The 13,884-nt window shown below is 28.9% G+C and carries 14 protein-coding genes; all 14 read right to left on the reverse strand.

Translation table 11 applies throughout. The annotated features are described in order from the left end of the window. Positions 1–7: 7 nt before the first annotated feature. A complete protein-coding gene (locus tag I6H46_RS09205) occupies positions 8–640 on the reverse strand; it encodes a ComF family protein (RefSeq protein WP_070605995.1) in 633 nt (210 codons plus the stop codon). Beyond that, positions 637–2,790, reverse strand: a complete 2,154-nt coding sequence (recD2, locus tag I6H46_RS09210; RefSeq protein ID WP_019117498.1) for an SF1B family DNA helicase RecD2 — start codon at positions 2,788–2,790, stop codon at positions 637–639. The genes I6H46_RS09205 and recD2 overlap by 4 nt, the downstream gene beginning before the upstream one ends. A 2-nt stretch (positions 2,791–2,792) precedes the next feature. Beyond that, positions 2,793–4,070: a UDP-N-acetylglucosamine 1-carboxyvinyltransferase gene (murA, locus tag I6H46_RS09215; RefSeq protein WP_019117497.1), complete on the reverse strand. Its 1,278-nt coding sequence runs from the start codon at positions 4,068–4,070 to the stop codon at positions 2,793–2,795. A gap of 9 nt (positions 4,071–4,079) precedes the next feature. Beyond that, complete coding sequence (gene upp / locus I6H46_RS09220) at positions 4,080–4,709, reverse strand: uracil phosphoribosyltransferase (protein WP_019117496.1); 630 nt, start codon at positions 4,707–4,709, stop codon at positions 4,080–4,082. Between the two features lie 10 nt (positions 4,710–4,719). Further along, a complete protein-coding gene (locus I6H46_RS09225) occupies positions 4,720–5,757 on the reverse strand; it encodes an L-threonylcarbamoyladenylate synthase (RefSeq protein WP_019117495.1) in 1,038 nt (345 codons plus the stop codon). Continuing rightward, the gene (locus I6H46_RS09230) at positions 5,729–6,733 is read right to left on the reverse strand and encodes a cation diffusion facilitator family transporter (RefSeq protein WP_019117494.1); all 1,005 of its coding nucleotides are present in this window, start codon (positions 6,731–6,733) and stop codon (positions 5,729–5,731) included. Before I6H46_RS09230 ends, I6H46_RS09225 begins: the two co-directional genes overlap by 29 nt. Continuing rightward, on the reverse strand, positions 6,734–7,807 hold the full coding sequence (gene prfA, locus I6H46_RS09235; protein WP_019117493.1) for a peptide chain release factor 1: 1,074 nt from the start codon (positions 7,805–7,807) through the stop codon (positions 6,734–6,736). 9 nt (positions 7,808–7,816) lie between these two features. After that, positions 7,817–8,608, reverse strand: coding sequence for a peptide chain release factor N(5)-glutamine methyltransferase (gene prmC / locus I6H46_RS09240; protein ID WP_200225858.1), 792 nt, complete (start codon positions 8,606–8,608; stop codon positions 7,817–7,819). Between the two features lie 35 nt (positions 8,609–8,643). Next, on the reverse strand, positions 8,644–8,850 hold the full coding sequence (gene rpmE, locus I6H46_RS09245) for a 50S ribosomal protein L31 (protein ID WP_004839030.1): 207 nt from the start codon (positions 8,848–8,850) through the stop codon (positions 8,644–8,646). Between the two features lie 64 nt (positions 8,851–8,914). Then, the gene (locus I6H46_RS09250) at positions 8,915–9,505 is read right to left on the reverse strand and encodes a TVP38/TMEM64 family protein (RefSeq protein WP_004839031.1); all 591 of its coding nucleotides are present in this window, start codon (positions 9,503–9,505) and stop codon (positions 8,915–8,917) included. 58 nt (positions 9,506–9,563) lie between these two features. Then, positions 9,564–10,919, reverse strand: coding sequence for a transcription termination factor Rho (gene rho, locus I6H46_RS09255; protein ID WP_004839032.1), 1,356 nt, complete (start codon positions 10,917–10,919; stop codon positions 9,564–9,566). Between the two features lie 52 nt (positions 10,920–10,971). Further along, positions 10,972–11,841 carry a class II fructose-1,6-bisphosphate aldolase gene (gene fba / locus I6H46_RS09260; RefSeq protein ID WP_019117491.1) on the reverse strand — a complete coding sequence of 290 codons (870 nt, stop codon included), beginning with the start codon at positions 11,839–11,841 and terminating at the stop codon, positions 10,972–10,974. A 9-nt stretch (positions 11,842–11,850) separates the two neighbouring features. Beyond that, a complete protein-coding gene (locus I6H46_RS09265) occupies positions 11,851–12,150 on the reverse strand; it encodes a thioredoxin family protein (RefSeq protein WP_004839036.1) in 300 nt (99 codons plus the stop codon). Continuing rightward, positions 12,141–13,859, reverse strand: coding sequence for a proline--tRNA ligase (locus I6H46_RS09270; RefSeq protein WP_019117490.1), 1,719 nt, complete (start codon positions 13,857–13,859; stop codon positions 12,141–12,143). Before I6H46_RS09270 ends, I6H46_RS09265 begins: the two co-directional genes overlap by 10 nt. Positions 13,860–13,884 lie beyond the last annotated feature (25 nt).

Below are 13,884 nucleotides of genomic sequence, written 5' to 3' on the forward strand. Positions count from 1 at the left end.
CCGCACCTTATTTTTTTACCCTATGACTTGATGCAAGGGCAAGAATTTCTATATTTTTTGGATTTTCCTTTTCAATTGTTCTTATAATTTCTTTCATAGTATTGGAACTTGTAATAATATCGTCAAAAATCAAAACTTTTTTCCCAGTCAAATCTCCATAAAATTCAAAAGAATTTTTTAAATTTTTTGCCCTTTCTTCTCTTGACAGTTTATGTTGAGCCTTTGTGTTTTTTATTTTTTTAAAATTTTCTAAATATTTCATATTAGTTTCATCTATAAAATAATCACAAATAAGTTTTATGTGGTCAAATCCCCTATTAATTAAAACAGATTTTGATGAGGGCGTCGTAAGAATATAATCAAAATCATCTATAGATTTTTCTTTAATATAATCATATATCATTTGACCAAAAATTTTATAAAGGGAAGTATTTCTATTAAACTTAAAATCTCCAATCAAATGTGCCATAAAAGGATTATAAAAATACAAAACTCTAGCCTTATAATTTAAAATTTCAAATTCATTGTCAACATAATCAAGCTTTGAAAGACAAGTTTTGCACAAAGAAAATTTTTCTTTTTCTTCATCCTTGCAAAAAAGACACAAATTATCATCCAAAAACAAAAAATCTCCAATCATTTTAACGCCTCTGATAATTCTTTTATCCAAAAACTTAAATTTGTAAGTCTTTTTGATTCGTTATTATTTCTAACCATTTGTTTTAAAATTTTCTTTTCTCCAAGTAAAATTACCAATTTTTTTGCTCTTGTTATGGCAGTATACAATAAATTTCTGTTTAAAAGCATAAATGATGCTGGCATCATTGGAATTAATACGCAATCAAATTCAGATCCTTGCGATTTGTGAATTGTAATTGCATAGGATAAGTCCAAATCTTTAACATCTTCTTTTTTATAAGAGACAATATTTCCATCATAAAACTCTACTTTTAAACTTTCCATATTTTTATCAATATCAATAATTCTACCAATATCTCCATTATAAACGCCATCATCAAAATCATCTGGATTTAAGCTTTCAAGTTCATAATTATTTCTAACTTGCATAACCTTATCACCTAATTTAAAAATTCTATTGTTAATTTTAATTAAATTAGGATTTTTATTTAATTCTTTTTGACAAAGATCATTTATATTAACAATTCCCCACAAAGATTTTTTGCTAGGCGCAAGTATTTGAATGTCGTTAATAGGATCAAGTTTATAGTAGTTAGGAAGTCTATTTTTTACCAAATCCAACAAATCGTTTTGAAAATTTTTTGAATTTGAATTAATAAAGAAAAAATCCTTATTTTTTTGATTTAAAATTGGATATAGACCATCATTTATTCTGTGAGCATTTACAACAATATTACTCTCTTTGGCCTGCCTAAATATTTTTTTAAGTTTTACTGATTTTATATCCGTATCCAAAATATCTTTTAAAACATTTCCTGCACCAACACTTGGAAGTTGATTGTGATCTCCAACCAAAATTAAAGCGGTTTTTGATGAGAGAGCTTTCAATAATTTATCCATTAATTTAATATCAATCATACTTGCCTCATCAAGGATTACATAATCGCAATCAAGAGTATTTTCCTCATTAAATTCTGGAATTGGACTTTCTGGTTTTATTCCTATTAACCTATGAATTGTAAAAGCTACATTTTCTGTAGACTCTTGCATCCTTTTTGCAGCTCGTCCTGTAGGTGCTGCAAGATTAAATTTCAAATTATTTTCATTTAAAATATTACAAATAGCCTTTATTATTGTAGTTTTCCCAGTTCCAGGACCTCCAGTAATTACTAAAAGCATATTATTAAAAGCTTCTTTTATAGCAATTTCTTGTTCTTTTGAAAAAGCATCAAAGTCTTCTTTTATTTTTACATCAAAAATATATTTTTCATTTTGAAGCCTAGAAAGATTTATTGCACATGATTTTTCTGCCTTATAAATATCTTTATCATATACAAATTCGTCTTCTCCAATTTTTATAATTTGAATTTTTGATTTAAGTAAATCTTCATTTATCTGTTCATTTATTTTATTTTTATCTACCTTAATCAAATCAAAAGTTTTATTCAACAAATCTTCTTTTTTTAAAGCACAAGACCCGCTCATTTCTGCATCATTTTTTAAAATATAAGAAATGGCCGCTGAAATTCTAAATTTAGAATCATTTTTCATTTGCATATTCATGGCAATATTATCAGCCATTACAAAACCAATTCCTGAAATATCTTCAGATAATTTATAAGGATTTGTCTTCACAATAGAAATCGTATTATCTCCATAAGCTTTGTAAATTTTATTTGATAAGTTAAAAGAAATATTTAAACCTTGAAGATATAACAAAGCCTCCCTACTATCTCTAGCATCAATAGTAGATTCTTTTATTTTTTCAAGTTTTTTCTTGCCAATTCCTTGTATAGATAAAAGTTTTTCAGATTCATTAAAAACAACATCAATAGATTTGTCCCCAAATTTTTCATAAATTAATTCAGCAGTTTTTTTTCCAATTGACTCAATATTTCCACTAGAAAGATACGAAATAATTGCTTTTTTGCCTGAAGGTTTTTTTATCCTAGCACTTTCTACATTTATTTGCTCCCCATATTTGTCATGATAAATTAATTCGCCTTCAACAACAACTTGATCGTTTTCATTAAAAAAAGGCATAATTCCAGTACAAGTTATAGGCGAGTCAGAAGTTTGTAAGGATAAAACCGTGTATCCATTTTCTTCATTTCTATAAATTATACTTTTAATTATGCCTTCAAATTTCATTATTAATTTACCTGTTTTCTTTCAATAAGAGCACCAAGTTTTGTAAACTTTTCAATCAAATCACTATATCCTCTATCTATATGATAAATATCAGATATTTTTGTCTCTCCATCAGCTACAAGTCCAGCAAGGATAAGAGCAGCTCCCGCTCTTAAATCTGTAGCTTTTACTTCCGCTCCATGAAGTTTATCAACTCCAACAATTACAGCCCTATTTCCTTCAGTAATTATTGCAGCTCCCATTTTTTTAAGCTCATCAACGTGCATAAATCTGTTTTCAAAAACAGTTTCTACAACTGATGATTCGCCCTTGCATACTGTCATTAACGCCATAAATTGAGATTGGACATCTGTAGGAAATCCAGGATATGGTAGAGTTTTTATACTTGTAGATTTTAATTTTTTACTAGCTTTTACCCTAATCATATCATCATCTTCAATTTCTTCTACCTTAGCACCAATTTCGATTAATTTCGCTATAACCGGTCTTATGTGAGAGCCCAAAACATTTTTAATTAAAATATCTCCACCAGTAATTGCAGCAGCTAGCATATAAGTTGCAGCTTCAATTCTATCTGGAACTATTGTATGTCTTGTTCCCTTTAATTTTTCCACACCCTTAATTATTATATTTGATGTACCTGCTCCAATTATATTTGCACCCATTTTTGACAAAAATGATGCAAGATCTACGATTTCAGGTTCTTTTGCCGCATTTTCAATTACAGTTTCTCCTTCTGCCATTGTAGCTGCCATCATAATATTTTCTGTTGCACCTACTGAAGGAAAATCCAAATAAATTACATTTCCTGTTAAACCATTTTTTGTTTTTGAAGATATTTCTTCGTGATTCATTGTAGTTTGAGCACCTAAAGCTTCAAAACCTTTCAAATGCAAATCAATTGGTCTTTTTCCAATATTACATCCACCAGGAGCTTTTGTTACTGCGTGTCCAAATTTTGCAAGCAATGGACCCATAACTATAAAAGATGCTCTCATTTTATCCATCAATTCAAATGGTGTTTCAAATTTATCTACATTTGAAGAATCAATTCTAAGACTTGTTTCTGTAATATATTCAACCTTAGCATTTAAACTTCTTAGTATTTCCACCATAACTTCTATATCTTTTAATTTTGGCACTTCATCTAAAATAACTTCTTCACTTGCCAAAAGACTTGCAGCAAGAATTGGAAGAGCTGAATTTTTTGCTCCAGAAATATAAACTTCTCCTTTTAATGGACCGTTTTTTCTTACTACTAATATTTCTTCTTTACTCATACTATCCCCTTATTTAGTACCAAACAACCTATCTCCAGCATCTCCAAGTCCTGGCACTATATAACAATCATCATTTAATTTTTCATCCAATTGAGCAATATAAATATCTACATCTGGGTGTTCTTCTTGAACTCTTTTAATTCCTTCAGGTGCTGCAATTATATTTAATAATTTTAAAGAAGTACAGCCTTTTTCTTTTAATCTTTGGATGGCATCACAAGCTGAACCACCAGTTGCAAGCATAGGATCAATTACTAACATATCTCTTTTGTTAGAATCTTTAGGAATTTTTAAATAATATTCAATAGGTTTCATTGTTTTTTCATCCCTATACATTCCTATATGACCAACTCTTGCTGCTGGGAAAACTTCAATTAATCCATCAACCATACCAAGTCCTGCTCTAAGAATTGGAATAATTCCAAGTTTTTTTCCAGAAAGTCTATAACCTGTAGTTTTACAAATTGGTGTTTCTATATCATATTCTTCTAAAGTAAAATCCTTGCTTGCTTCATAAGCTAAAAGAATTGTTATCTCTTTTATAATTGATCTAAATTCATTAGAACCTGTATTCTTATCTCTTAAAATTGAAATTTTATGTTTGATCACTGGGTGATCCAAAATTGTTACTTTGCCCATTATTTCTCCTTTACAAATTAAAAATATTTCCAGATGCGGATTTTTTCATCCTATTCATTATACTCTTTCCAAGCCCAATGTCTTTAACTCCCTCAGCAAGAATTATATCTACATTTTTTCTATCCAAATCTCTTAAAGCTTCAAAAAGAACGTGGCTCATTTCTATTAAATTATCTTTATTTCCTAAAGAAAGTGTAGTAAAAGCTGAAAATTTTTCAGTATCCTTATCAAAAACTAAAATCCCTACTTTTTTGCCTTCATTTTTATATTTCAAAGCTAAATCTTTTATTTTTTCTACACTTTTATCTCCAACAAAAACTTTCATTTCTGCTTTTGGCGCATAATGTTTGTATTTTTGACCAGGAGATCTTGGAACTTTTGAATCATCAACCAATGAATCATCCAAACAAACATTTGGAATAAATTTTTTTATGTATTCATAAGTGTAATATCCTGGTCTTAATATACAAGGATTTTCCAAACTCATATCAATTACAGTTGATTCAATTCCAATATCTGAACTTCCTCCATCAATTATTAGTGGAATTCTTCCATTCATGTCATAATAAACATCTTTTGCATTTGTTGGGGAAGGTCTGCCAGAAATATTTGCTGAAGGCGCCGCAATAGGTGTATTACAATATTTTATAAACTCTCTTGCAAGTTTATCTTTTGGTCTTCTAACAGCAACTGTATCTCCTCCACCTGTAATTATATCAGGAATTATTGAGCTTTTTTTAAGGATTACAGTAAGAGGACCTGGCCACAAATTTTTAATTAAAAATTTTGTCCTATCATCAACCTTTTCAACCAATTCGTCCAATTTATAATCTTCATCTATATGAAGAATCAATGGATTATCTTCTGGTCTATTTTTTGCCTTAAAAATTTTTTTAGCTGCTTTTGGATTTAATCCATCAGCTCCCAAACCATATACTGTTTCTGTGGGAAAAGCAACTAATTCTCCTTTGTTGATTATTTCAGCTGCATGGTTTAGGATATTTTCATCTATATTTTCTCTATCTATTTTCAATATCTCTGTTTGCATTTTTTACTGACTTTCTTAATTTCTCAATTATTTTTTTGTTTTCTTCATTTTCTATTAAGCAATAAGTTGGATCCATGTGTATGGTTATAGAAATATTTAACTCATTTAAAAGTCTAAGTTCAATATTTGTAACTGCTTGATGCATTATTCCTACACTTATATTTGATGGAACTTCTACATCGCAACTTCCTACAAGCTTTCCTCTGCCATATTCATGAATTTTTAAATCGTGATAGCCATGGACAAAGTCGCCAGAAAGAATTATTTCTTCGATTTTTTTATGAAGGTCCTCACTGATTCCTTTTCCCAATAACTTATCTATCGTATCTATAAACAAATCTAAACCTGGTTTAAAGACAATAATGGATAAAATTATACCCAAAAGTGCATCGAGGTTAAAACTTATATATTTTTGTATAATTACAGCAAAAATAATAGAAATTGTTGACAATATGTCATTTCTTGCATCTATCATTACTGCATAATTTAATTTAGAATCTAGTTTTTTGTCTAAGTTTTTATTTAAAAAATAAATGTAAAATTTAAATCCTAAAGAAATAACAAGGATTATTATACTAAGTTTAGAAAGTTTTGGTAAATTTCCTTTATAAAAACTATCTATAGAACTTGTAAATAGCAAAAATCCAACAAACATAATAAGAATTGAAACTAAAAAACTTGCTATGTATTCACTTCTACCATGTCCGTAAGGATGGTTGCTATCGGCTGGTTTGCTACTTGCTTTTGCACCTACCAAAGTGATTAAACTCGTAAGGGCATCGCTCATATTATTGAAAGCATCTCCCATTACTGCTGAAGAAGATGCGATTATTCCTATACTTATTTTTATTAAAAACAAAAATACATTAATTAATACTCCAACTAAACCAGATAAAGAAATTAATTTTAATCTTACTCTTTGTTTATCAGTAGATTTATAATCTTTTACAAATCTTTTTGCAAGAATTTCAAACAATTAGTCTTCTCCCATTGTCTTTAATTTTCTAGTTTGGTCTTCTGTTATCAAAGATTCTATCATCTCTTCAATATTTCCATCTAAAAAATCATCTAATTGATAAATAGTTTTGTTTATCCTGTGATCTGTTATTCTTCCTTGTGGGTAATTGTAAGTTCTAATTCTTTCAGACCTATCTCCTGTTCCCACTTGAGATTTTCTGTTATCTGAAATTTCTTTTTGCCTTTTTTGCTCTTCTATTTCATATAGTCTTGCCCTTAAAACTCTCATTGCCTTGTCTTTATTTTTAATTTGAGATTTTTCATCTTGGCAAGTTACTACAAGTCCTGTTGGAATGTGGGTTAGCCTTACAGCAGAATCTGTTGTATTTACACTTTGTCCACCGTTTCCACTTGACCTGTAAACATCTGTTCTTATATCATTTGGATCAATTTTTATATCAACTTCATCAGCTTCTGGCAAAACAGCAACTGTCGCTGTTGATGTGTGAATTCTTCCACCTGATTCTGTTTCTGGAACTCTTTGAACTCTGTGAACTCCAGATTCATATTTTAATTTTGAATAAGCGCCTTCACCTCTTACTATAAAAGTTGCTTCTTTCATTCCGCCGATTCCTTGGCTTGATACGTCAATATCTTCTGTTTTATATTTTTGTTTATCGGCATACATATGATACATTCTGTAAAGATTTCCAGCAAAAAGTCCAGCTTCTTCTCCACCAGCTCCTGCTCTAATTTCTACAATTACATCCTTGTGATCGTTAGGGTCAGTTGGTATAAGTAAAACTTTTAAATCTTCATTATATTTTTCAAGATTTTTTTTATTTTCATCAATTTCAGATTTCAAAAGATCAATCATTTCCTTATCTTCAGCTTCTTTTAAAAGCTCAGTATTTTCATTAATCATATCTTCTGCAGATCTTATTTGATTGTATTTTTCAACAATTGGTTTTAATTGATTGTATTCTCTTGAAACTTTTTTAAACCTTTCAGTATCAGATAAAACTTCAGGATCAGCAAGTTTTTTTTCTAATTCTTTGAAATTTTCTCTCATATGTTCTAGATTTTCTAACATATATCCTCCTTAGATACAAGCTTTAATTATCCTATCAAAATCATTAAAATCCTTGTAGGATTTTATTTGTTTATATCCATATTCTTCTAATAAATCACTTATAGAATCTTTTTGATCATAACCTATCTCTAGATATATTTTACCATTTTTATTTAGAAAGTTTTTTGCATTTTTTATTATTTTCTTATAAAAATATAAACCATCTTCTCCACCATAAAGAGCATTTTGAGGTTCATAATATAATTTCTTATCTAATTTTTCAAAATCTTCCTTATTTATATAAGGTGGATTTGAAACTATTATATCGAATTTTTCATCAATATTTGAAAAAATATCACTTTCTTTAAATTCTACGTTATTAATATTTAACTTAATCTTATTTTCATTTGCAAGGTCTATGGCTTTTTTTGATATATCTACTCCAATAATTTTAGAATCTTTTAGATTTTTTGAAAGAGCAAGAGAAATCGCTCCGCTTCCTGTGCCTATATCAAGAATTTTTTTATTATTTGAATTATCATTAATTATAAGATCTACCAAAATTTCTGTTTCATACCTTGGTATTAATGCTCTTTTATCTACTAATAAATCTAAACCATAAAAATTCCACTTGCCAATTGCATATTGGAGTGGATAGCCTTCATTAATCTTATCGTTAATTTTTTTTAATTCAATTTCTATTTTTTCATCTAAAATTTCTTCTTTATTAAGGAACAATAAATTTTTGTTTGTATTTAATAAATATGTAAGCGCAATAATCAAATCATTATTGTTCTTTTCTAAAATATCTTTAATTTTCATAAATACATATAAAAAATAAGGTTAGAAACCTAACCTTATTTATTTCTTCCATATTTTTTATTGAATTTTTCTACATTACCACCACGGTCAGAAAATCTTTGTTTTCCTGTATAGAATGGATGGCATTGTGAACATACTTCAACTTTGATTTCTTCTTCTGTTGAACCAACAGTGAATTCATTACCACATGATGTGCAAGTAACTTTTGCTTGGTGGTATTCTGGATGTAGTTCTTTTTTCATATAAACACCTCTTCTTGTCTCTTTCAATAAGCAATAATGATTATACCATAGGAATATTTATCTTTCAAGCAAAACTTTTAAATATTGTTTTGATTCCCAAAACAAGTCCCATCGAATAAATAAATATTGAAGGAGGCTTACAAAAAATAATTATTTTTACAAAAGTTATTAATTTCATATCAGTAAGTCCTGAAAAATAACACAAAAAATCATCAGGAGCTACTGGAAGTAAAATAGCCCAAGCAAAAAATTTATCATATTTTTCGTGATTTAACCACTTATCATATTTTTTAAAATTTTCTTCGCCAAAAATTGCAAGTACAACTTCTTTTCCAAAAAATCTAGAAATTAAAAATACTATAATAGAACCAAGGCAAATTGAAATATAATTATAAACAAATCCCCACAAAGGTCCAAACATAACAACTCCAAAAGCTGTAGTAATTCCACCTGGTATAACTGGAATTATGATTTGGATTATTTGTAAAATCATAAAAATTAGTGGAGCCCAAATTCCATATTGTTGCAAAAATTTTTGAAGACTTGCAACTGATGTAAATATTCCTAGCTTATAACCCTTATAGCCTAAGTAAATAGAAATTAAAATTATAAGAATACTTGTAATATTTATTATAGTTTTTGCTTTAACTTTCATAAAAATCCCTAACTTAATTTATTACATCTTCATTATAACTTATATAATAAATTTATGGCTAATTTTTGTAAGTTTTATTTATAAGTTCTACAAACTCATCATTTGATTTGCATTTTGCCATTAAATTAATTAATTCATTTGTGAAATCCATCTTATCTTTCATATCAGAATTTCTAAGTTTATAAACTGCCTCAAGCTCTTTGTTACTCAATAATAAATTATCTTTTCTTGTTGATGATTTTTCTATATCAATGGCTGGGAAAATTCTTCTTTGGGCAAGCTTTCTATCAAGATGCAATTCCATATTACCAGTTCCCTTAAATTCTTCATAAACCATATCATCCATTCTTGATCCCGTATCGACAAGAGCTGTTGCGATAATTGTAAGAGATCCACCGTTTTCAATATTTCTTGCAGCGCCAAAAAATTTCTTTGGGCCAATTAAAGCCAAAGGATCAAGACCTCCAGAAAGAGTTCTTCCTGATTGTGGTGTCATAATATTATAAGCCCTTGCAAGCCTTGTAATTGAATCTAATAAAATTACAACGTCTTTATTATCTTCTACAAGTCTTTTTGCTCTTTCAAGAACCATCTCTTGCATATAAATATGATTTTGAGGAGCCTTATCAAAAGTTGATGCTGCAACTTCTGTTCTTGTAAGCTCATTATCTTTGTCCCTGTATTGATTTACAAATCTTTTAAAATCTGTAACTTCTTCTGGTCTTTCATCAATCAATAAAACCAAAATCTTTAAATCATCAAAGTTTTTTTCAAGAGCATATTCAATATCCTTAATCAAAGTAGTCTTACCAGCTTTTGGTTGAGATACAATAAGACCTCTTTGTCCTCTTCCTATAGGCGCAATAATATCTATTATTCTTTGAGAAATTTTATCTTTGCTTGTTTCAAGTTTTAATTTTTGATTTGGGTATATTGGTGTGAGTGATTCAAAATTTGACCTATTAAAAGCATCTGCTGCCTTTAAGCCATTTACATCTGATACGAAAATTAAGGGAGAAAATTTATCTTTATCTTTTTTTACTCTGGCAATTCCTTTAATAAAATCACCTGTTTTTAGTCTAAACATTTTAACTTGTTTAGGAGAAACATATATATCATCATTGCTAGATTCATAAAGCTCAGTTCTTAAAAATCCAAAACCATCTTCGTGAAGGTCTAAGAGTCCTTCGCAATTAAATTTTTCTCCAAGATCAAAATTTTCATTTGAATCATCTAAATCATTGCTAGAACTTTCATTATTTTCAAAATTTTTACTATTGCTATATGCCTCTTTAATTATTTCTACAAGCTCATTTTTTCTGTAAGATGAAAGAGATTTTATCGAAAGGTTTTTTCCAATTTCTCTTAGTTCATCTAACTTTAGCTTATCTAAATCATTTATATTTATATCCATATTATTCCTTTACAATAAAAATATACGGAGCCAAAAGGCTCCGATTTTATTTTTATTTTTCTGCTGAATTTTCACATTCGAAAAATTCTATTTTTTCTCTAACCTTATCTTTGATTGCTTCAAAACCTGGTTTTAATACTTTTCTTGGGTCAAATCCCTTGCCAACTTTATCTTTACCTTCTTCAAAATATTTTCTTGTAGCTTCTGTAAATACTATTTGGCATTCAGTATTAATATTTATTTTTGAAACTCCTCTTTCGATAGCTTTTTTAACTTGTTCTTCTGGAATTCCTGTACCTCCGTGTAAAACTAGAGGAATTTTTCCAGCTGCTTCTTTGATTTCTTCAAGTCTTTTAAAATTAAGTCCTTGCCAATCTTCAGGATATACTCCGTGAATATTTCCAATTCCTGCTGCTAAGAAATCAATGCCAAGTGATGCAACTTTTTTACATTCTTCAGGATCTGCTAATTCTCCTGCAGAAACAACTCCATCTTCTTCTCCACCGATTCCACCAACTTCTGCTTCTACAGAAACATTTTTGGAATGACATAACTCAACAATTTCTTTTGTTTTTTCTATATTTTCATCTATTGGTAGGCTTGAACCATCAAACATTATTGATGTAAAACCTGCTTCTAGTGCTTTTTTAGCTCCTTCGTATGAACCGTGGTCTAAGTGAAGAGCAACTGGTACTGTGATATTTAAATCTTTATCAAGTCCTTCAACCATTTTACTAACTACATTAAATCCACCCATATATTTTGCAGCACCTTCTGATACTCCCAAAATAACTGCTGATTTTTTTTCCTCACAAGCTTCAAGTATTGCCTTTGTCCATTCAAGGTTATTTATATTGAATTGTCCAATTCCGTAACCATTTTCATAAGCCTTATCTAACATTTCTTTTGCATTAACTAACATATTTGCTCCTTAAATACTCCTTAATGAATTTATTATAAAATCATTTTCGTTTAGACTATCTTTAGTAATAGAAACTAAAGATGGTATTTGATTAATACCCAATTTTTTGATTAATTCCCTATTTTTATCAATGTCTATAATCATTTTTTTTATATTTTTATATGAGTCTTCTTCTTCTTTTAAAAAGTTTTTTTTCATTAAATTCGAAGAGCTTGACCAATTTGCATGAAATAGGGCTATTATTTTTTTATTATCAACTAATATCTTTTTTAAAAATTCTTTTGAAATTTTATAATCAACTATTTGCATAAATCGTCTTTTATTGAAGATATAATTTTTTCGACAGCTTCATCTGTTGGCATTTTTAAGTTTTCCATATCAGATCTTTTTGAAAATTCTACCATATCATCTTTTGCATCTTTTCCTACAGTAATCCTATAAGGAACTCCAACCAAGTCTCTGTCATTAAATTTAACTCCAGCTCTTTCTTTTCTATCATCAAGCATTACTTCAATGCCTGCATCTAATAATTTATTGTAGATTTTTTCTGCTATTTCTTTTTGCTCTTCATTGTTTTTGTTTACAAGAGTTATCCAAGCTTCAAATGGAGCAACTTTTGTTGGCCAAATTATTCCATTTTCATCGTAATGTTGCTCAATAATTGCAGAAATTGATCTTGTAATTCCTATTCCATAAGAGCCCATTATAAATGGTTTTTGTTTTCCATTTTCATCCAAGAAATAAGCCTCAAGACTTTCGGAATATTTTGTTCCCAATTGGAAAATATTTCCTACTTCTATTCCACGAGCAAGTTGAAGTTTTTCTTTTCCATCTTGTGAAAAGTCGCCTTCTTTTGCTGTCAACAAATCTTCGCAAACTTCCCCATCAAAATCTCTCTTATAATTTGCATTTATATAATGATGGTCAGTTTTGTTTGCTCCAATTACCATATTTTTATATCTTGTAATTGACTTATCAACAATAACTCTCACATCTTCTTTTAAATCTTTTGGACCAGTAAAACCTGGTTCTGCTCCTGTGATTTTTCTTATTGTTTCATCATCCATCATTTCTATTTCATGTTCTGGAACTTGTAAATAAGAAATTAATTTTGCCATATTTAATTCCCTATCTCCTGGAACAATAACAAGAACAGGTTCACCTTTTACCAATAAATCTACAGCTTTGGCACATTTATTTTCATCTATTTTTAGAAAATTTGAAACTTCTTCAATTGTTTTTGCATCTTTTGTTTCAACTAATTCTAATTCCTTTTCTTTTTCATTTTCGTCAATTTCTAGGAAAAATTTTGCAGATTCATCAGTTGCTGCATAATTTGAATTTTCTGTATAAAAAATTTCGCCTTCTCCTGTTTCTGCAAGTGCCATAAATTCGTGGCTTATATTTCCACCCATAGCTCCAGAATCTCCCTCAACAATTTTATAATCAAGGCCTAGGGCATCAAAAACTTCTACATAAGCATCCCACATTTTTTGGTAAGATTTTTCCAAGCCTTCCATATCAACGTCAAATGAATAAGCATCTTTCATTATAAAATCTCTTGACCTATTTATTCCAAATCTTGGTCTTTTTTCATCCCTAAATTTCGAAACTATTTGGTACAAATTTAATGGAAGTTGCTTATACGAATTTAATTCGTCTTTAATCAAATTTGTAAATTGTTCTTCGGCAGTTGGTCCAAGACAAAATTCTCTGTCGTGTCTATCTTTTATTTTAAACATTTCCGGTCCAAAATTTTGCCATCTACCAGATTTTTCCCAAATATCTTTACTTTGTAATACTGATGTACTTACTTCTATAGAATCATATTTTTCCATAGATTTTCTTACAATATTTTCAATTTTATTTATAACTTTCATTCCTAATGGTAAGTAGGAATAAACTCCTGATGAAGTTTTTCTAATAAAAGCTCCTCTTACCAAAAGCTTATGACTTTGTGTTTCTGCATCTTGAGGATCATCTCTTAATGTAGGCATATAATAATTCGATAATCTCATTTATCCTCCACTTTTTAAATTTTTA

This window comes from Anaerococcus obesiensis, from assembly GCF_016599815.1.
GTDB lineage: Bacteria > Bacillota > Clostridia > Tissierellales > Peptoniphilaceae > Anaerococcus > Anaerococcus vaginalis.

What these genes read in the sequence shown, in the direction of transcription:
- rho (WP_004839032.1), bottom strand. Translation starts at nt 10,919, where the DNA reads ATGGATATAAATATAAATGATTTAGATAAGCTAAAGTTAGATGAACTA.
- recD2 (WP_019117498.1), bottom strand. Translation starts at nt 2,790, where the DNA reads ATGAAATTTGAAGGCATAATTAAAAGTATAATTTATAGAAATGAAGAA.
- I6H46_RS09205 (WP_070605995.1), bottom strand. Translation starts at nt 640, where the DNA reads ATGATTGGAGATTTTTTGTTTTTGGATGATAATTTGTGTCTTTTTTGC.
- murA (WP_019117497.1), bottom strand. Translation starts at nt 4,070, where the DNA reads ATGAGTAAAGAAGAAATATTAGTAGTAAGAAAAAACGGTCCATTAAAA.
- fba (WP_019117491.1), bottom strand. Translation starts at nt 11,841, where the DNA reads ATGTTAGTTAATGCAAAAGAAATGTTAGATAAGGCTTATGAAAATGGT.
- I6H46_RS09250 (WP_004839031.1), bottom strand. Translation starts at nt 9,505, where the DNA reads ATGAAAGTTAAAGCAAAAACTATAATAAATATTACAAGTATTCTTATA.
- I6H46_RS09265 (WP_004839036.1), bottom strand. Translation starts at nt 12,150, where the DNA reads ATGCAAATAGTTGATTATAAAATTTCAAAAGAATTTTTAAAAAAGATA.
- rpmE (WP_004839030.1), bottom strand. Translation starts at nt 8,850, where the DNA reads ATGAAAAAAGAACTACATCCAGAATACCACCAAGCAAAAGTTACTTGC.
- I6H46_RS09270 (WP_019117490.1), bottom strand. Translation starts at nt 13,859, where the DNA reads ATGAGATTATCGAATTATTATATGCCTACATTAAGAGATGATCCTCAA.
- prfA (WP_019117493.1), bottom strand. Translation starts at nt 7,807, where the DNA reads ATGTTAGAAAATCTAGAACATATGAGAGAAAATTTCAAAGAATTAGAA.
- I6H46_RS09225 (WP_019117495.1), bottom strand. Translation starts at nt 5,757, where the DNA reads ATGCAAACAGAGATATTGAAAATAGATAGAGAAAATATAGATGAAAAT.
- prmC (WP_200225858.1), bottom strand. Translation starts at nt 8,608, where the DNA reads ATGAAAATTAAAGATATTTTAGAAAAGAACAATAATGATTTGATTATT.
- upp (WP_019117496.1), bottom strand. Translation starts at nt 4,709, where the DNA reads ATGGGCAAAGTAACAATTTTGGATCACCCAGTGATCAAACATAAAATT.